This window comes from SAR202 cluster bacterium, from assembly GCA_016872285.1.
Classification (GTDB): Bacteria; Chloroflexota; Dehalococcoidia; order Lucifugimonadales.
This window is the reverse complement of record VGZZ01000004.1, coordinates 87,575-105,889: the sequence shown is the minus strand read 5'-3', so window position 1 is coordinate 105,889 and position 18,315 is coordinate 87,575. Positions and strand designations below refer to the sequence as shown.

At 56.1% G+C, this 18,315-nt stretch carries 20 protein-coding genes; 9 read left to right on the top strand and 11 right to left on the bottom strand.

Features of this window, described 5'->3' with window-relative positions:
• The first annotated feature begins 78 nt into the window (after positions 1 to 78).
• Complete coding sequence (locus FJ320_02710; GenBank protein ID MBM3924886.1) at positions 79 to 1,128, top strand: ABC transporter ATP-binding protein; 1,050 nt, start codon at positions 79 to 81, stop codon at positions 1,126 to 1,128.
• On the top strand, positions 1,098 to 2,231 hold the full coding sequence (locus FJ320_02705) for an ATP-binding cassette domain-containing protein (protein MBM3924885.1): 1,134 nt from the start codon (positions 1,098 to 1,100) through the stop codon (positions 2,229 to 2,231). Before FJ320_02710 ends, FJ320_02705 begins: the two co-directional genes overlap by 31 nt.
• 387 nt (positions 2,232 to 2,618) lie before the next feature.
• Here the strand turns inward: FJ320_02705 and FJ320_02700 are convergent, their stop codons facing one another.
• From FJ320_02700 to FJ320_02690, 3 genes are all read right to left on the bottom strand, one after another.
• A complete protein-coding gene (locus FJ320_02700) occupies positions 2,619 to 3,578 on the bottom strand; it encodes an adenine nucleotide alpha hydrolase family protein (protein MBM3924884.1) in 960 nt (319 codons plus the stop codon).
• 2 nt (positions 3,579 to 3,580) lie between these two features.
• The gene (locus FJ320_02695) at positions 3,581 to 3,778 is read right to left on the bottom strand and encodes a MoaD/ThiS family protein (protein MBM3924883.1); all 198 of its coding nucleotides are present in this window, start codon (positions 3,776 to 3,778) and stop codon (positions 3,581 to 3,583) included.
• A gap of 75 nt (positions 3,779 to 3,853) precedes the next feature.
• Entirely contained in the window at positions 3,854 to 4,105 is a 252-nt protein-coding gene (locus FJ320_02690; protein MBM3924882.1) for a hypothetical protein, read from the bottom strand.
• Positions 4,106 to 4,669: 564 nt separating this feature from the next.
• On the opposite strand from FJ320_02690, the gene FJ320_02685 reads away from it, so the two are divergent.
• On the top strand, positions 4,670 to 5,149 hold the full coding sequence (locus FJ320_02685) for a hemerythrin domain-containing protein (GenBank protein MBM3924881.1): 480 nt from the start codon (positions 4,670 to 4,672) through the stop codon (positions 5,147 to 5,149).
• Positions 5,150 to 5,325: 176 nt separating this feature from the next.
• On the opposite strand, the gene uvrC is transcribed toward FJ320_02685, so the two are convergent.
• The 5 genes from uvrC to xerD are packed head-to-tail and all read right to left on the bottom strand — an operon-like array spanning position 5,326 to position 9,763.
• The gene (uvrC, locus tag FJ320_02680; protein ID MBM3924880.1) at positions 5,326 to 7,197 is read right to left on the bottom strand and encodes an excinuclease ABC subunit UvrC; all 1,872 of its coding nucleotides are present in this window, start codon (positions 7,195 to 7,197) and stop codon (positions 5,326 to 5,328) included.
• A 6-nt stretch (positions 7,198 to 7,203) separates the two neighbouring features.
• On the bottom strand, positions 7,204 to 7,521 hold the full coding sequence (locus FJ320_02675; GenBank protein MBM3924879.1) for a hypothetical protein: 318 nt from the start codon (positions 7,519 to 7,521) through the stop codon (positions 7,204 to 7,206).
• Positions 7,522 to 7,553: 32 nt separating this feature from the next.
• Complete coding sequence (locus FJ320_02670) at positions 7,554 to 8,258, bottom strand: cytidylate kinase-like family protein (protein MBM3924878.1); 705 nt, start codon at positions 8,256 to 8,258, stop codon at positions 7,554 to 7,556.
• Positions 8,259 to 8,305: 47 nt separating this feature from the next.
• Positions 8,306 to 8,797, bottom strand: coding sequence for an RpiB/LacA/LacB family sugar-phosphate isomerase (locus tag FJ320_02665; GenBank protein MBM3924877.1), 492 nt, complete (start codon positions 8,795 to 8,797; stop codon positions 8,306 to 8,308).
• A gap of 57 nt (positions 8,798 to 8,854) precedes the next feature.
• Positions 8,855 to 9,763 carry a site-specific tyrosine recombinase XerD gene (gene xerD / locus FJ320_02660; protein MBM3924876.1) on the bottom strand — a complete coding sequence of 303 codons (909 nt, stop codon included), beginning with the start codon at positions 9,761 to 9,763 and terminating at the stop codon, positions 8,855 to 8,857.
• A 130-nt stretch (positions 9,764 to 9,893) separates the two neighbouring features.
• Here xerD and FJ320_02655 point away from each other — a divergent pair, with 130 nt between their 5' ends.
• Genes FJ320_02655 through FJ320_02645 form a run of 3 tightly spaced genes read left to right on the top strand, consistent with a single transcriptional unit; the run spans position 9,894 to position 14,269 of the window.
• Positions 9,894 to 10,586 carry a PHP domain-containing protein gene (locus FJ320_02655; protein ID MBM3924875.1) on the top strand — a complete coding sequence of 231 codons (693 nt, stop codon included), beginning with the start codon at positions 9,894 to 9,896 and terminating at the stop codon, positions 10,584 to 10,586.
• Between the two features lie 21 nt (positions 10,587 to 10,607).
• Entirely contained in the window at positions 10,608 to 13,409 is a 2,802-nt protein-coding gene (locus tag FJ320_02650) for a DEAD/DEAH box helicase (protein MBM3924874.1), read from the top strand.
• A complete protein-coding gene (locus FJ320_02645; protein MBM3924873.1) occupies positions 13,406 to 14,269 on the top strand; it encodes a DNA-3-methyladenine glycosylase 2 family protein in 864 nt (287 codons plus the stop codon). The genes FJ320_02650 and FJ320_02645 overlap by 4 nt, the downstream gene beginning before the upstream one ends.
• 35 nt (positions 14,270 to 14,304) lie before the next feature.
• Here the strand turns inward: FJ320_02645 and FJ320_02640 are convergent, their stop codons facing one another.
• From FJ320_02640 to FJ320_02630, 3 genes are all read right to left on the bottom strand, one after another.
• Positions 14,305 to 14,532: an addiction module toxin, HicA family gene (locus tag FJ320_02640; protein ID MBM3924872.1), complete on the bottom strand. Its 228-nt coding sequence runs from the start codon at positions 14,530 to 14,532 to the stop codon at positions 14,305 to 14,307.
• 374 nt (positions 14,533 to 14,906) lie between these two features.
• Positions 14,907 to 15,284 (bottom strand): DUF309 domain-containing protein, encoded by a 378-nt coding sequence (locus tag FJ320_02635; protein MBM3924871.1) that lies wholly within the window; start codon positions 15,282 to 15,284, stop codon positions 14,907 to 14,909.
• A gap of 77 nt (positions 15,285 to 15,361) precedes the next feature.
• A complete protein-coding gene (locus FJ320_02630; protein MBM3924870.1) occupies positions 15,362 to 15,946 on the bottom strand; it encodes a sulfite oxidase-like oxidoreductase in 585 nt (194 codons plus the stop codon).
• A 216-nt stretch (positions 15,947 to 16,162) separates the two neighbouring features.
• Here FJ320_02630 and FJ320_02625 point away from each other — a divergent pair, with 216 nt between their 5' ends.
• The 3 genes from FJ320_02625 to FJ320_02615 all read left to right on the top strand — a co-directional run bounded on the left by FJ320_02625 (position 16,163) and on the right by FJ320_02615 (position 18,312).
• Positions 16,163 to 16,891: an ABC transporter ATP-binding protein gene (locus FJ320_02625; protein MBM3924869.1), complete on the top strand. Its 729-nt coding sequence runs from the start codon at positions 16,163 to 16,165 to the stop codon at positions 16,889 to 16,891.
• A gap of 44 nt (positions 16,892 to 16,935) precedes the next feature.
• Positions 16,936 to 17,565, top strand: coding sequence for a heme ABC transporter permease CcmB (locus FJ320_02620; GenBank protein ID MBM3924868.1), 630 nt, complete (start codon positions 16,936 to 16,938; stop codon positions 17,563 to 17,565).
• A gap of 99 nt (positions 17,566 to 17,664) precedes the next feature.
• Positions 17,665 to 18,312 carry a cytochrome C assembly protein gene (locus FJ320_02615; protein ID MBM3924867.1) on the top strand — a complete coding sequence of 216 codons (648 nt, stop codon included), beginning with the start codon at positions 17,665 to 17,667 and terminating at the stop codon, positions 18,310 to 18,312.
• Positions 18,313 to 18,315: the final 3 nt, after the last annotated feature.

Below are 18,315 nucleotides of genomic sequence, written 5' to 3'. Positions count from 1 at the left end.
CGGTGCTTTCTCTGAACCTGCTTGGCGACTGGACGCGCGATAACCTTGATCCTAGAACGAGACAGGCAGTACGGTAAGATGACTACTACTGACAAAAAGAAGTCGGAAGGCGTCAAGAGCAACGACAAGGTTGTTCTTGAGGTCAAGGACCTAAAGACCTACTTTTTTAATAAGTGGGGCACCGTGAAAGCGGTGGATGGAATCTCCTTCTTCGTGCGGCAAGGAGAGACTATAGGAATTGTGGGCGAGTCGGGATGCGGCAAGACAATGACTTCTCTGTCATTGCTCAGGCTTAATCCAAAGCCGGCATCGCGCATCATTGAAGGGGAGATTATTCTGGACGGCCAGAACATTCTTGATATACCAGAGCAGGAGATGCGCAGCGTCAGAGGGCGCAAGATTTCTATGATTTTGCAGGACCCGCAGACTTCGCTAAACCCTGTTTATACCGTAGGGAATCAGCTGGTTGAGGCCTTGGCTCATAGAAAAGATGAGACGGAAGAGGAGCGAGACCTTCGCAAGGACGCTGAGGCCGCGCTTCGCAGTGTCCGCGTAGCCGCCCCGGACCGACGACTGCACGACTTTCCTCATCAGATGAGCGGCGGTATGAAGCAGCGTGTGGTGGGTGCCATTGCCATGGCGTGCGACCCGATGGTGATTATAGCCGACGAGCCCACAACGGCGCTGGATGTGACCATCCAGCTTCAGTACCTGAGGCTCTTGAAGGACCTCCAGGCACGTACAGGCATGAGCATCATTTTCATCACCCATGACTTTGGCATTGTGGCGAGAATGTGCGACAGAGTCGCGGTGATGTATGCCGGGCGAATTGTTGAAGAGGGTCCGGTCAGGGAAATCTTCAACAATCCCGCGCATCCTTACACTGAGGCTTTGATTGGCTCAGTGCCCAAGATGGAAGAGAAGGTGGAGAGGCTGTACCAGATTGAGGGCCAGCCTCCGCAGCTATTCAATCTTCCCATAGGGTGCAGATTCGCGGCACGATGTCCTTACGCTAAGGATAAGTGCCGGGATGAGTACCCTGGTTTCTACCAGATAGGTAAAGATCACAAAGCAGCATGTTGGAGGCATGATCCAATATGGGAGACACTCCAGTCCTCCTCGAAGTAGAGAATCTAAAAAAGCATTTCGCGGTGACCCAAGGTCTTCTTTTCCAGAAGACAGTTGGGCACGTGAAGGCTGTGGATGGAATCAGTTTTACCATTAAAGATGGTGAAACCATGGGCCTTGTCGGCGAGTCTGGATGCGGCAAGACCACCACAGCTAAGACTCTCCTGCGGCTGGAGACCCCTACCTCCGGCGAAGTGAGGGTATATGGCAAGAACGTCCATGTGCTCAAGGGTGATGAGTTAAAGGACTACCGCGCAACTGTTCAGGCGGTATTCCAGGACCCATGGTCCTCTCTAAGCCCAAGGATGAGAGTTAAGGACATCGTCGCTGAGCCACTTGTGGTCAACCGTCGTGTGACCAAACAAGAAGTGAAGCAGAGGGTTGAAGAGCTGCTCAGCATGGTGGGGTTGCATCCCTATCAGGGAACCCTGTTCCCCCACGAGTTCAGCGGCGGCCAGCGCCAGCGCATTGCTGTAGCCAGCGGGCTGTCCTCATACCCCAAACTCATTCTGCTGGACGAGCCGGTTTCAGCCCTGGATGTGTCCATTAGAGCCCAGATAATGAACCTTCTAGTGGACTTACAGCAGCAGACGGCTGTGGCGTACTTGCTCATCGCCCACAACTTGGCCACGGTTCGTTATATGGCCCATCAAACGGCTGTAATGTACCTGGGCAAAATAGTTGAGTACGGCAATACGGAAGCTATCTTCAAAGAGCCGCTTCATCCGTACACTAAGGCCCTTTTCTCGGCAGCCCTGCCCTCGCATCCGGACGTAGTGCGGGAAGAGATAGTCCTGCCGGGCGAAGTACCGTCTCCCATTAACCCGCCGACGGGATGCAGCTTCCACCCTCGATGCCCGGTAGCCCTGTCCGACCCCAAGCTGATGGAACGCTGCAAGGGACAGATACCGTTGCTGGTTGAGGCCGCCAAGGACCATAAAGTGGCCTGTCATCTCTACACGGGTGGCGCTACTGGGACCACCGGTAGCATTCCTGCGGAGGTTGCGGTGTCATCTAACGGCGCTGCCGCCGCCAATGCCGCTGAGGCGTCCAAGACAGCCGCAGTTTCCAAGGATAGCGGCAAGTCCAAGGCAAGCAAATAGGACTCCCTGAAGCTGATTTTAAAGCCCCTTGTAGTTTTACAAGGGCCTTTTTCTTTAGCTTAATTTGCTGATGGAGCTTTCTAAGTTCTGTTATAGTACTGTCACTCAGTAGCAGGTGATTTGGACCGGCTGCTCAGATGTGGCGAATAGGCATCTTACTTCTAGTAGTACTTGCTATAGTTTTTTACTTCGTCTTTCGACCGGGCAAGGTTCTTAAACTCACGGCTACAGTCATCTACTCTCCCGTGTCGCCTTTCCGAGGTTCCGCAATTCCCCTGTGGGCTAGCTATTATTTAGGAAAGACTATGTACGAGGTCCCTCCGGAATCAGTAAGGCAACTCGAAGAGAACGTGAGGGCCATAGGATACGCAATGCTGGCGGTGCCAGTTACGCTGCTGGTGATTGTGATAACCCTTTAACGTCATGGGTGGTGCGCACCGTTAGCCGCGTCCGACCATGGAGGGCGCGGTCCCAGGTCCGGCAAAATGAGCAGACTTCCGCCGTAGTGGGCTGTCCGCATAGCGAACACTCCCCTAGCGTCACTTGGTCCTGCTGAAGTATTGGTTGGAGCCTTTCCAAGAACCCTTGAAGGAATTGCTGCTTGCTCCCTGGAGCCTCCACTTCTATCCGATTTAGCACGTCTTTATATAAGAGTGAATGAGCGCCGGCCGCATTGGGGCATTCTTCTTCTACGTAGTCTATGCCGCGCAGCAAACAATAGCTGGCCATCTCCCTTTCTGTGAGGGTATATAGAGGCTTTACTTTTTTAACCAGCTTTGCGTGAGTGCTGGCCAGGGCTGGCGACTGCCTGCCCAAAGATTGTGTGTCCCAGTGCAGTATGTTTCCCAAAAGGGTTGCCGCCTCGTCATCCAGATTATGGCCTGTGGCTACAACGGTAAAGCCGTTGTCCAGAGCCGTTTTGTTGAAAAGGTATCGTTTATTGAGCCCGCAACCGGAGCAAGCGACGCGTCTTAGGGCGTTAGATAAGTCTGGTATGTTCAATCCGTAGGTCTGCTCGACGCTCATTTCGATTAGGGGAGCGTCGTTATTGCCGGCAAAGGCCCGGGTCTTATCCGCGGAGACTTTGGAATATTCTCCAATGCCTAGATGAATATGAAACCCGGAGGCGTTATAGCCCATTTTCAGCAGCAAGTCCCACAGCGCCAAGCTGTCTTTGCCGCCTGAAACCGCTACCAAGATACGATCGTGGGTAGAAAACATTCGGTGGCGTTTGATGCTTCTGGCCACCTGATTTTCGACAAACTCCAGGTAGTGGGGCGAGCAAAAGGCGGAATGGTGCCGTCGAAGCTCTACGCTGGCTTTGCCTTGACACTTTTTACATCGCATGTCTAGCCTCCGGAGATGGCCGACAATATCTCGACATGGTCGTCATCACTAACGAACTCGTCACTGGTAAGCAATTCGCGATTTCTAATGACAATATGAGACTCAGGGCTAAGGTTAAGGTCTTTAAGAAGTTGGATTACTCTGCGCTTGCCCTGGAGCTGCACTTCTCTTCTGACAGGATTGCGGATAATGATTTTCATAGGGTAAACGAGCTAAGGGCCTAGAACGAAAGCTAACACGGAGCTTGGGGGGTGTCAAATTTACTGAAGGGTCTCCTAACTGAGAACAGGAGACTTGAGTAGAACGGCTAGGCGGCCTTGCTCCGTGACGGTGTAATAGCCGTGGCGGCCGGGCACCCTTTGCAGCCATCTGTACGAAGAACGCGCCGCGTTGCGAAGGGTAAGCACCAGCTTTTCAGGCTGGGGCCATTGCAAGGCATGCAGCAGGCTCTGCAATTCGTCCGGGGAGACCTGAGGCATGTTCAAAAAGCGTTTTGCGCCCTCGGCAACCACTATCACCCGTTTCATGTCGCTGCCAGGGTTTAGGGATTTGCAGAAGTCGATAAACTTAGGATTATTGTATTGGGCCTCGCCGGTTGTGGCATGGGGATCAGGGGGCGCCCGCGAGACAGCCTCTTTAGCGATCCGAGGGAAGGTTTGCCGGTCCTGAGGGATACCGTTTAAGGGAGGGGCAGCGGGGGCTTTAGCGCTTGCTGCCGGGCTCCCATTAGTAGCGCCGTCGGTAGTCAAGTAATGTTTTAAGGACGACATGAGGTCTGGATATGTATTAGGGTCGCTGCATTCGAGCGAGACCACAATGCCGCTGGGATACGAGATGTTAAGTTTAAGCATGGCGATATCGATTACAAAGAAAGAATACGTAAAGGGAAGGAGTTAAATCAAGAGAAATTACGGGTGGCAAAAGTCGATTTTTAGAAGCCTGCCGAAGAAGCAGGGAAAAATCATAATTGTTACTCCACGCCTTTCAGCCTATATACTCTTGGCTTTGTTGAATTAGTCTTTCTGTGCGGTTTGGTGTACTTTTACAGAAAGTACGCTTAATTAGAATCCAATTAAGGGGTGGTGGGGAAGATGAAGGCTACAAAGCGATCCAACGGCAACTCAAAAGTTTCTACGCTGCCGCAAGTGCTTGAACTGATCAAAAAGGACCATGATGAAGTAAAGGGTCTGTTTGAGCAGTTCGAGGAGAAGAAAGAAGACGATACTTCGAAGGCAAAAGAGCTTGTTCACAAGATTATGGATGAAGTCACACTCCATTCTCAGATAGAGGAGAAGCTTATTTACCCACAGTTGAAACAGTTGGATGAAGAGCTTTTCTATGAAGCCCAGGAGGAGCATCACGTAGTTAAGCTCTTTATGGAGGAGTTGAAGAGGGGGCCGGATGACGCTTCCTTTATAGCTAAGGCTGTGGTTATGAAAGAGAACCTGGAACACCACATAGAGGAAGAGGAGAGTGAGGTGTTTGAGGCTCTTCAGAAGCTTCCGGAAGACATTCTTTCAGAACTGGGAGATACCTGGCAGTCTCAAAAGAAGGCGATGGCCCGATCTTAGAGTTATCGCCTTTGGTGTTAACCCGGGCTACGGAGGACGGGAATAGAAAATAGGAATTATGGATTTCCTATTCGGCTCTGAGTGAGAGATGGTGTACCGACACCACGTGGCTGTTTCGCCAGTCCCTGCCGCCGAGAATGAGACGCGGCAGCGGCCCCGAGTTTAAAAGACGCCTACTAGAGGGTCTGCTTAAGCCGTAGGGCCAGGGACTGGGTCATGCCTGGGACCGCCGCGATGTCTTCCACAGGGGCGTCTTTGATCCCCTTGAGGGAACCAAAGCGTCGCAGCAGCATCTTCTTGCGCTTGGGGCCTATGCCCGTAACCAGGTCTATAGATGACTTGAGGCTGCCGCGGCTTCGCAGCTTGCGATGGTAGGTGATGGCGAACCGATGCGCCTCGTCACGTACACGCTGGACAAGATGTAAGGCCGCCGAACTTTTAGGCAGAATTATAGGCTCAGGCGTGTGAGGGAGGAATATCTCCTCGTTCTCTTTGGCGATGGAGGCCAGCGGTATGAAGTCGAGGCCTAGCTCGAGGAACACCTCCAGGGCCGCCGACAGGTGGCCCTTTCCGCCATCGATTAGCACCAGGTGCGGCTCGACACCCCAGCGCCCGTCCTTATCCTCAAAGTATTCGCCATCGGGCGCCTTATCCTTTGCCTTGCCGCGCATCTCCGAGAGGCGCTTAAACCGCCGTCGAAGCATCTCCTGCATCATGGAGTAGTCGTCTACGCCTGGCACGCTTTTAATTTTGAATCGGCGATATTGGGCGGGCTTAGGGGCGCCGTCCTCAAAGACCACCATGCTCCCCACAGAATTGGTGCCCTGTATGTTGGAGATGTCATAACACTCTATGCGTCTGGGAGGGCCGGACAGGTCCAGGGCCTCCTGGAGTTCGGTCACGGCTTCCTGAAGCGCGTCAGCGTTGCTCCACCACTTCACCCTTAGCTGATTGAGGTGCTGCTGGGCGTTCTCTGAGGCCATCTGCACCAGCTTTCGATTGTCGCCCCTTTGCGGCACTTCCAGGGACACCGCGCCCTGGCGTTTCTGACGAAGCCACGACTGTATGTCTTCCGCTTCCTCAGATGCGGATTGCAAGAGGATGCGCCGGGGGACGTAGGTGGCGGAAAGGTAATATTGCTGCAGAAACCGGGCTATTACCCGTTCAGGCGGTTCATCTTGGGTGCCGTCCATGACAAAGTTTTCGTGACCAGTAAGCCTGCCGTTGCGTATGAAGAAGACCTGGACGGAAGCCTGGTTGTCGCGCTGGGCGAGCCCGACGACGTCCATGTCGTCGCCGCCGACGGAACCCGTCTTGATTCGTTGCTCTTCGACTACTCGTTCAATCGCCTTGAGCTGGTCCCTCAAGGCGGCCGCCCTCTCAAACTCCAAACGGTCGGAATGGTCCGACATCTTTTGCTTTAGGTCCGTCATCACCGACTCGGTCTTGCCTTCCATGAAGAGGATGACCTGATCTATGATCTTATGGTAGTCCTCTTTGTTAATGGCGCCGATGCACGGACCGGAACACCTATTGATGAAGTATTCGAGACAGGGCCTGGGATCCTTACCCGTGATGACCTTGGTGCAGGAGCGGTAGGGGAAGAGCTTCTTTAGCAGGTCCAGCGTTTTGCGAATGCTGTGGGCGGTGGCAAAGGGGCCGAAGCAGATGGAGCCATCGTTCTCGACGCGCCTGGTGACGTATATCTGCGGGAAGTCTTCCTTGCGGTCTATCTTAATGTAAGGATAGGTCTTGTCGTCCTTGAGGCGGGCGTTAAAGGGCGGCTTGTGACGCTTGATAAGAGTGTTTTCGAGGATAAGAGCCTCGGCAGCGGAGTCGACGACAATAAACTCAAAGTCCGCCAGCCGTGACACCATACGGGTGATCTTTGGCTCGTGAGTCGAGGAGTGGAAATAGGAGCGCAGGCGGTTTTGAAGGTTGGCGGCCTTGCCAACGTATAAGACCTTGCCCTGAGCGTCTTTCATGATGTAGACGCCCGGTCTCCCAGGGGTTATTCGAAGCCGCTCGGCGAACCGGTATCCAGCCATGGGAACCTACTTGATCAGGAAGGAGGCAATCACCAATACGGCGACTATTACGCCGGTAAGTATGATAATGCGGCGCATCTCAGGCCCTACGTAATGGTAAACCATGTGCCTCTGCTCAGTGCGGCGGGGTGGGGCCTGGGGAGTCCTGGATTCAGCCCGCACTGCGCCGACTGTCGGCGCAATAGGCGACGGTGCCAGCGTATCCAGGGTGGCGCTGGCGGAGCGAGGCTGGTCCGCAGGTATGCTGGCGGGGCCATGGTCCCGCCTTTTTCGCCGGCTTAACTGGGCCTGTCGTGCCGCAACGCGGCGTCCTCTACTGGGCATGAATGGATGATTGCTCCTTGCAAACTTTAGCTTTATGCGGCCATATCACGGGCGGCATCGGCAACGATTTGGGCTACCGTGTCGGTCTTGATGTCCGCCATGTTCATCATGAGGTGATAGCAGCTGGGGCTGTCCGGGTGCGCTCCAAAGAACTTGTTAAAGTATGAGACTCTAGCCGCCTCATGAAGGTCCACAAATTCAGAGGCTTCTTTAGCTTCTAAATGTTCTCTCTGCATTATAGTACGAATTCGACGGTCTTTGGGAGCTACGACGCCTACGTGCAAAACGCCCGGCATATCCTTGAGGATCATATTGCCGCCCCGGCCTACGATAACTACATTGCCGCCCTTGGCAAGGTCTTTCACGACGGCGGTGGTCACTTGTATGAATTTCTCGTCATCCAGCTCATGGCCCTGGGTAATAGGCTCGTCAGGATTTTCGGTATAATAGTCCCTGGACAGTATCACCTCAATGCCAGGCCCGAAGTAGGGTTCGCCGCCCGCACCTGACATCGCGGAGCGCTCCAGCAAGTTTTGCATAAACCTGGCGACGCGGTCGCGCAGCCTTAGCACCTCCCGTTCCTTTTCTGCCACCGCCTGGACTGTGGCCCCAATTCTCTTGGCCGCTTCAGCGAATATTAAGCGGTCGACGTAGTCAGCCTTTAAGAGATGGGCGGTCTTAAGTCCTACTTCCAGGGCGCCGCTGCCTATCTGCCCGTTCAACGTCACTACTGCCATAACTTCGCCTCCCTTTAGGTAATGGCCCAGGTATCTAGACTAAAGGCTTAATACTCTTGGGATGGGTGAGGGGCGCTTCCAGCCAGTGCGGTCCCGGCATGGAGGGCGTCCGCCTTTTTGATTTTGTCTATATTGGGTTTTTCAGTTGGGTCAATACCTTCCGTAGAGAACCAGGCGTCCAAGATTTCCCTGGCTACCTGGGGAGAGGTTAGCCTCAGGCTTAGGCACAGAACGTTGGCGTCGTTCCAGAGGCGGGCGCCTCTGGCGGTTTCAGCGTCGGAGCAGAGGGCGGCCCTGACGCCGGGCACCTTGTTGGCGGCAATGCTAACGCCGGTGCCGGTGTAACAGAAGAGGATACCCTGCTGGCATCTGCCGCTGGCCACCACCCGTGAGACGCTGAAGGCGACGTCCGGCCAGTTAGGATCGCAACCCTCTCGCAACGCTCGGTACGTTTCGACCTCGAAACCGCGTCGTTGGAGATCCTCGAGTACGCTCTGGGTAAGGAGGCTACGGTCGTCACTGCCCATAGCTATTCGCATGGCGATAGCCTGGGATTTCGCAAGGCGACAGGAATTGAGGCCGGGGCGACAGCGCGCTTAGGCCCTTGGGTGACTCCTGTCGTACTCCTTGCGCAGATGTTCATCTGTTAAATGCGTGTATATCTGTGTGGTGGTAATGCTGGAATGGCCTAGCATTTCTTGAACGTGCCTTAGAGGGGCCCCTCCTCTGAGCATGTGGGTTGCGAAACTATGACGCAGAACATGTGGAGTCAGGGGCTTCTTTATATTAGCTTTCCTGGCCGACGCTTTCAAGATTGCCCAAATCCACTGACGCGTCAGACGCTCTCCGCGACGGTTCAGGAAAAGGGCCTTGTCTTTAGAATCCCCCAGCAGCTTATGGCGGGCCGTCTTGATGTAGCTCTCCAGGGCTGTGGCGGCCTGGGGATGAATATGGGCGAGACGCTCTTTGGCGCCTTTGCCAATGCAACGCACGTAACCCTCTCGGAGGTTCAGGTCGTCCTGATTTAGGGACACCAGCTCCGACACCCGAAGGCCGGTGGCGTATAACATTTCGAGGATAGCGTAGTCGCGCTGTCCTTCCGGGCTGGACTCCTTTTTAGTCTCTTCCAGGAGGCGATTTACCTCATCCTCGGTTAGATACTTGGGCAAGGTACGGCCTGGCCTGGGGCCGGTCAGGCTCTCGCTGGGGTCTTTATCCAGCAGCCCTTCTTGCAGCAAAAAGCCAAAGAAGGACTTGATTGCGGCCACTTTTCGGGCCGCGGTGCTGTCTCGATAGCGCTTCTTTCCACGCAGGTCGACGACGTATTCCGTCAGGAGCTTCATGTCGACCTGGGACCAGGTGCCTGCGCCATTAGGGGAAGGGACTTTGCCTCGGACGTACTCCATGAACTGGTTCAGGTCGTTCCTGTAGGCCTCAAGGGTGTTGGGAGAGAAGCCCTTTTCTACTACCAGGTGATGGAGGAACGAATTAACGGTCTCTTGCATAGCCTCCCTCTAGTGGGGAATGGTGTATCTTGGCGATTCTAGCATTGGGAGCGCGTAAAATATTCAGGAAACCCTTACATAATTCAATCAATTGACGCTTCCTGGAGAGGACAATAAAATAACTCTGCCCATGGCTACCGTTATCGATCTTCACGTGCACACTACCAAAGGCAGCAGCGACAGCAGTCTTACGCCGGAGGAGATGGTTCTAGAAGCAAAGCGCTTAGGACTGCCGGGTATTTGTATAACTGAGCATAACGCGCCATGGGATAGACATCAGTTCGCCGATTTCGCCAGCAAGCATGACCTATTGCTTATCAGAGGTGTGGAAGTGGATACCGATATGGGACACGTGCTGGTCTTCGGCCTGGACAGCTACGTGTCGGGGATTTCAGAGATTGGCGAACTAAGGCGGGTAGTGAAGGAGTGCGGCGGGGCCATGGTAACGGCCCACCCTTTTCGCGGCATACACGACCCGCGTCCCAACTCGCGGCCGTACCTCTACCGCGACGGCCGGCCATTTCCTACCAATGTGGAGGAGGGGACGGAGCATCCTGTGTTCCAGATGGTGGACGCCGTGGAGGCGGCCAACGGCAGCACCATAGACAGCGAGAACCTTTTTGCCTGGGAAGTGGCCAAACGGCTGAAATTGAACACTACGGGCGGCAGCGACGCCCACTCTGTTCACGGGCTGGGACGCTGCACCACCATGTTCCTAGACGATATCCGCTCAGAGGCGGAGTTCATCGAAGCGCTGAGGAACGGGCGATATTACGCCGGTTATGGCCTGCGGGTCGGCCTGGTCCAACCCTTCAAGGGCTAGGGTCTTCAGTCAGGGGGTGATATGAGCCTGTTCTCTCAAAGGGAGCCAGCCCGGGAAAGGGTCTACGTATCTTTAGATTTAGAGACCACCGGCCTGGACCACAAGCAAGACTCAATAATAGAAGTGGGGGCTGTGAAGTTTCGTGGGTCGGAAGTCCTGGAAACCTTAAGCACCTTTGTAAATCCATATACGACTATATCCCAATTCATCGAGAGGCTGACGGGCATACATCAGAAGGATGTTGACTCGGCGCCTCCCTTTGCCGTGGTGGCGGGCCGGTTGGCGCAATTTGTGGGCTCGTACCCGGTGGTGGGACATAACATCGCCTTCGACCTCCAGTTTTTGGCCAAGCACGGCCTAACCTTAAATAACACTCCCTACGACACATGGGACCTGGCATCGCTATTCCTGCCCAGCGCGCCTGAATACTCGTTGTCGCTGCTGTCAAAGCGGCTGGGGATAGAACACGACAGGCCGCACAGAGCGCTGGCCGACGCCCAGATAGCCAGGGAGGTTTTTCTGGCGCTGCTGAAGCGAGTGGAGGAGGTGGACGCGGCGGTGCTGGACCAGGTGAGGGTAATGGCGGAGCGGGCGCGATGGCCAGTGTCGGATCTGCTAGCGGTTTCGGACAGTCGGAGGAGCAGCGTTGGCCTCGGCGGCTTTGACTTGAAGGCCGTGGAGGCGCGGCTGGTCCGACTGACGCCGCTGCGGGAGTCGCAAACGCGCCAGGCGCTGGACGAAAGGGAGCTGGTGGGGATGGTTTCGGTGGGTGGACTTCTAGCCCGAGAGATTCCGAATTTTGAACACCGGCCCCAGCAGGTTTCGATGATGAGGGCAGTGGTCAAGGCTTTTAACGAGGGCGGACGGGTGATAGTGGAAGGAGGGACGGGGGTAGGGAAGTCGGTGGCGTATTTGCTGCCTGCCATACTCTACGCTGTCAAGAATGGCGTGCGTGTGGTGGTCTCCACCAACACTATCAATCTACAGGAGCAGCTCCTGACAAAAGATATCCCAGCCCTGGCACAGGCTTTGGAGAAGGGCGACACGCTAACGCTGGGCGAGTTCAAAGGGACGAGCCTGAAGGGCCGCACCAACTATCTGTGCATGAGGCGATGGGCCGCCCTGTCCCGCAGCGACAACCTGTCCACGGACGAGGCGCGGCTTTTGAGCAAATGCCTGGTCTGGCTTCAGACTACGAGTACCGGCGATAAGGCAGAGATGAACCTATCAGGGAAGGATGCCGGCATGTGGGCCAAGGTTTCAGCAGGGGAGAAGGGGAAGTGTTTAGGCTTGCGGGAAGGGGCCTGCTTTCTGCGGTCGGCGAGGGAGAGGGCCGAGGGGGCGCATGTAGTGGTGGTGAACCACGCGCTGCTGCTTTCAGACATGGCGAGGGGAGGCAGCCTTATACCTCACTATGAACATCTGATTGTGGATGAGGCCCATAACCTGGAAGAGGAGGCTACAGACCAACTTGGATTCAAGGTGTCGCAGGGCTGGCTCACCGAGCAGACGGAGACCTTAACTCGATGGATGTCGGACTTGAACCTGATGCTCCGAAGGCCGAGCCTAACAGAGCTACAGAAGACCGACCTCAGGACCTTGATGAGCGATGCCGAGGGTTTTGTCCCGAGGCTGCGGGACGCCTGGGCACGCTTTTGGGGGGCCAATGAAGAGTTTATGCAGACCCATCGCAGCGAACTGAATGACCGGCTTCAGGTGCGGGTCACTCGCAGCGCTAGGGCCCAGGGCGCGTGGTCGAGGGTGGAGGAGGCGTGGGACAACGCCAGCGTGGCCCTGGGTGAGGTGCAGACACGGGTGGAGAAACTGCACAGATATCTATCAAGCCTTTCTTTGACCGACGCTCCCGAGGCTAATATGCTGCTGTCCAACTTTGAGGCGTGGCTGGAGGAGACGGCGGAGGTCAAGGGACAGGTAGAGGCGGTGTTAAGCGTGGAGGGGCAGGAGGAGAGGGTAGACTGGCTGTCGCAGGACAACGAGGGCGCTCTGTCGCTCCACTCCGCGCCGCTGGACGTAGGCGCCAGACTTAAAGAGGAGCTTTTTGATGAGAAAAAGACGGTAGTACTGACCAGCGCTACGCTTAGCACCCAGGGCAGCTTCGAGTTTATACGTCAGAGATTGGGCCTAGAAGACTGCGATGAACTTACCGTCGGCTCGCCCTTTAACTACAAGAAGGCGGCCCTGGTGGGTTTGCCCATCGACCTGCCGGAGCCTGGGGATAGGAGCTATAAGGAAGCGTTGGAACGGGGACTGGCATCGATAGTGAGAGCGGCCAAGGGCCACACGTTAGCCTTGTTTACCTCGCATTCTTCGCTGCGGATGGCGCGCAAGTCGCTCATTGATGCCGTGGAGCCGGAGGGGCACCCAGTGTTTGCCCAGGGGGTAGATGGCTCGCCCCACAGGGTGATGCAGCAGTTCATCGATAACCCCCAGGGGGTGCTGCTCGGGGCCAGCAGCTTCTGGGAAGGGGTGGATATGCCGTCGGGGGTGGTGAAGGTGCTGGTGCTGGTGCGGCTGCCTTTTAACGTTCCCACGGACCCAATATTCGCCGCCAGGTCGGAGCAGTATGACGACTCGTTCAGCCAGTATGCGGTGCCTCAGGCGGTGCTGCGGTTTAGGCAGGGGTTCGGCAGGCTCATACGCAACAGCAGGGACAGGGGTGTGGTGGTGATTATGGACCGGCGGCTGGTCAGCAAGGGCTATGGACGCACCTTCCTGGACTCGATACCCGAGTGCAGCGTCCGCACTGCGCCTATGGCATCCATGACCGACTACATAAGCCAGTGGCTGGGGAAACAGGCATGAGGCTGGAATTCCCTCACCCCTTCGACCTCAAGGAAACGCTGGAGAGTGGGCAGGCGCATCGATGGAAGCGTTACGGGCAGTGGTACTCAGGGGTGGTGTACGGGAATCTGCTGCACATGCGCCAGGACCTCTTCGGCGTCGAGGTGTACTCAGCGCCGGAGAAGCCTGAGAAGCTAACGCCGATGCTGCAAAGCTACTTTCGGCTGGACGATGACTTACCCGCCATATACCAAGGGATAAATAAAGACAGTCGGATAGCGGAAATGATAGGCCACTATCCGGGGATGCGGCTGCTGCGGCAGGAGCCTTGGGAGTGTCTGGTAGCGTTTATATGCTCAGCCACTTCTAACATTCCACGCATACACAACAATATGGAGTCCATCGCCAACACCTATGGGACGCCGGTGACACTGCGGGACGAGACCAGGAGTACCTTCCCATCGCCGCAACAGGTGGCGGATGCGGGTGAGACGGCCTTAAGGAAGCTGGCCCTGGGCTTTCGGGCCAAGTACCTGGCGGTGGCGGCGCGGCAGGTAGCGGACGGGGAGCTGAATCTGGAGTCGCTGCGGACGATGCCCTACTGGGAGGCGAGGGCGAGGCTGGAGGAGCTGCCGGGTATCGGCGCGAAGATTGCCGACTGTGTACTGGCCTTCTCGCTGGACAAGATGGAGGCTTTCCCCATCGACCGGTGGGTAAGCCGGGCGATGCACGAGTGGTATCTGAATGGCAAGAAGATGAATTACGACGACATTGTGCGCTGGGCCCACGAGTATTTTGGGCCGTACGCAGGGTACGCGCAACAGTACCTGTTTCAGGGGAAGAGGCTTGAGAAGAAGGTGGCTAGGAAAACGTCGACTTGAAAAGAAGGTTAAGGAAGGCCGAACCGTTCAATAAGTTACTGCAGGCCGGTTTTACCAAGCCCTGTTTGCTTAACGCCTAGAATCGCACCAAGGGCTCCGTCTAGAAGAGTGCCAGATTTATCCGGTACAACAGTTGTCCTAGGGAGTTTTTCACCTGGAAGGCGTTTATATAAAAAGATTCCGTGCGTTCTTCTACCTGCTTCAGTCCAGCCGTCTTTCTTTAGTAAGGCGATAAGCTGTCTGCCGCTAACAGCGGGAGGCATTTCAGACGCCTGTCACCGTTAGCCATCTACCAGAGTGCGCTCCTGTTGCATAATTCGCGGGAAGAGATGTCCGAGATACTTTGCGTTCGGTAAGATAATCGTCTAGGAACCCTAGCTTTTCCACCTCTTCAAGTTGGAGCAAGATGGACTCTTCAAGTTCTTTACGGAGTGATTCCAGGTCCTGAGAATAAGTTGATGTACCTAGCTCAAGACAGGTTCCTACCCACGTCTCGTCCTCTTTGACGAAGTCGGCTGTGAGAAGCATGGCCTCTTTAGGAATTTGGCCATCCATTCTCAAGGCGACAAAGTGTTGTCTCATAGTGCAAACCCCTTAGTTACTGCCCCTTGAAATTTGCTTTGACTAAATAATAGCACTAGTTTGCGGCCTTTGAGCTTTGAGGAACAATCTTTTGTATTAGTGGTAATGCTCTTTGCTCTATCTGTTCTTTGTTTTCTAGCCAGCGATTTACCTCTTCTATCAGACTGTTTAATTTGACCTCCATGTATTGGGGTGCGAAAGGCCCCAGGGTTTCAAGACCCTCTCGCAGCTTGGCCAGGCTACCGCGACGGTTGCCGCGCTGTTGGTGATAGAAGCCGACAGCGATTTTCAGAATGCCTTGATAGAAGAGGCGGACGGGGTAGCCTTCCTTGAGCCAGAGGGCTTCCAGGGTCTCGTGGCATTTAAAGAAGTCGCCGCGATTGAACTCGGCGATGGCATGGGCGAGTTGGGGAGGAGGCGGAGGTTCGGGGATAGAGGCGCGGCCTTGGAGGCGGAGTTTTTCGAGCCAGGCCAGGTCGCGGTCACGACGGGGGTTGGAGGGGCGGCGGGTCACCCCAGCTCCGGCCAGAAGCGCTCCTCTTTGTTGTAGTCGCCGTTGTTGTGGTAGCCGCGTACTTCCCAGAAGCCTGGCTTGTCAACATCCGAGAACTCGATGGCGTTGACCCACTTGGCGCTTTTCCACCCGTAACGGCTGGGAACGACAGTGCGGACGGGACCGCCATGCTCGGCGGTGAGGGGCTTGCCGTCGTGGATATGGGCGATGAGGGCCACGCCGTCCATGACGGCGTCGATGGGGGTGTTGGTGGTGTAGTCGCCGTAGCAGTGGGCGATGACGAACCTGATCTCGGGCTTGGGTTTAACGATGGAGGCGATGTCGGTGAAGAGGACGCCCTCCCAGGAGTTCTGGAGCTTGCTCCACTGGGTGACGCAGTGAAAGGGGGCTTCGACTTTAGTCCAGGGGAGCTTGGTGAAGGCCTCCCAGTCTAACTCGATGGGATTTTCTACCAGGCCGAAAACTCGCAGCCGCCAGTCTTTCAGGTCGATGTGCTGGGTGGGGCCGTAAGTGAGGACGGGGAACTTTTCGGTGACGAACTGGCCCGGCGGAAGGTCTGGCCGGTAGGGAGCCTTTTTGATTTTGTCGGGGCCTTTGCGAAGCACGAGGCGCTCCTTATGGGGACTGTAAGATAGTATCCCAACGTCCAATTCGGGTGTCAAACGGAAATTGTCACGAGTTGATAAAAGTTTCACATACTAATATCCTGGTTATGCCTCACTTAAGAGGCATGAACAAGCTGCTAATAGCGCTCGAGTATAATTACTCCAATCGCAGACCTGATTCCATGGTGAGTTTTGAACGGCACGTCGCCAACTTACGCCATCAAAGTCCAGGGCCTGGTTAAAGGCTTTGGTGAGTACCCTGTACTTAATGGCTTGGACCTGACACTGGACTGGGGCAGGAGACTCACTATCTTCGGGGCTAATGGGTCGGGCAAGACCACCCTCCTTCGTCTGTTGTCAACCCAGTACAGGCCAGACGGCGGAAAGATTTGGGTTGGAGGTATAGAGCGGGGCCAGTCGCCGGCGGCCATTCGCGGGATGATTGGGGTGGTGGCCCACAGCCCGATGATTTATGAAGACCTCACATGCGAAGAGAACCTGCGGTTCTTTGGCCGCATTTTTGGGTTGAAGGGACTGGGACCGCGGATAGACCAGGTCTTGGGGCAGGTGGGGCTGCGGCAGAGGGCAGACCAGCGGGCGCGGACGCTGTCCCATGGAATGCAGAAGCGCCTAGCCATCGCCAGGGCTATTCTGCACGACCCGCCGATCTTGCTGCTGGACGAGCCGGAGTCGGGGTTGGACGCGGAGGCGCTGGAGGGCTTGCGCAATGTAATCATCGGCGGGGCAGAGCGGTCTCGGACGGTAGTCATGGCGACCCATAACGTAGAGGTGGGGCTGGCCTGGGCTGACGAGGTGGCTGTGCTGGGTGACGGAAGGATTGTATATAGAGCTGAGAGGCATGAGGTTAATGAGGCTCACCTGCGTGGCGCGTATCTGCGCAGGGTGGAGGTGGCGGCGTGACCGCCCTGGTGAGGCCTGCCCTGGTCCTGGCGTGGAAGGACGTGATGCTGGAGCTTCGCAGCAGGGACGTGCTTATATCTTCGCTGGTGTTTGCGCTGCTGACGGTGGTGGTCTTTAACTTTGCGCTAGATATAGAAGCGAGGACGGTGGACGCGCTGGCGCCGGGGGTGCTATGGGTGGCTTTCGCCTTCGCGGGGGTGCTGGCGATGAGCCGGGCCTTCGTAATCGAAAAAGACAAGGGGAGCCTGGACGGGCTGCTGCTGTGCCCGGTGAGCCGCGACTCGCTGTATTTCGGCAAGATGCTGTCGCTGTTCCTGTTCATGGCCGTGATAGAGGCGCTCCTGCTGCCGGCGTTTATCATCCTCTTCGACTACTCGGCGTTTACGTGGGAGATGGGCGTAGCGATGGGGCTGGCGACGCTGGGCTTCGCCATTGTGGGGACGCTGTTCTCGGCCATCGCGGTGAACACTCGGTCAAGAGAGATTATGCTGCCGGTGCTGTTCTTTCCGGTGGTGGCGCCTTTGATCATCGGGGCGGTGGAGGTGTCAACAGGCGCGGTGGGCGATGTAGTGGGGGCCATGGGCGCGGGCCGGTGGCTGCAACTGATGGCTGTATTTGACGTCGTGTTCCTGTTTGTGTGCCCGTGGGTATTCGGACTGGTCATGGAGGAGTAGTTGAGCACAGTCGAGAAGACAGCACCCGCCGTATCGGCAAGAGCCTCCGGCAGAGCAATTCCGGTATCGCTAGTGTTGCTGGCGTTGGCGTCAGTGTTGATGCTGGTAGATATGTACCTCATCTTCATGTGGGCGCCTACCGAGGCGGTGATGGGCCACGTGCAGCGCATCTTCTACATCCACGTGCCTATGGCGTGGCTGGCCTTTACAGCCTTCGGGTTGGTGTTCATCGGCAGCGTGATGTACCTTTGGAAGCGGGACACGAAGTGGGACAACCTGGCGAGCTCGGCGGCGGAGATCGGGGTGGTGTTCACCAGTCTGGTGCTGATCACGGGGCCGATATGGGCCAAGCCGGTGTGGGGCATCTGGTGGACGTGGGACGCGCGACTGACGACGACGCTGGTGCTGTGGCTGATATACGTAGGGTATTTGATGCTGAGGGCGTACAGCCCCAATCGGTCGCAGGCAGCGCTGTACTCGGCGGTGGTGGGGGTGGTGGGGTTCATCGACGTGCCGATAGTGTACTTCGCTGTGAACTGGTGGCGGACACAGCACCAGCGTCTGGTCATAGGCAGCGGCACTATAGAGGGTAGTCTGCACTCCGATATGCGAGTGACGCTTTACTTCTCACTGCTGGCCTTCTCCTTCCTCTTCGCCTACCTGCTGTGGCAGCGCATGAGCACTCGCAGGATGGAGGACGAGTTAAGGGCGGCGCGATATCAAGTCGAGAGGGAAACGAGGCGATAAGAC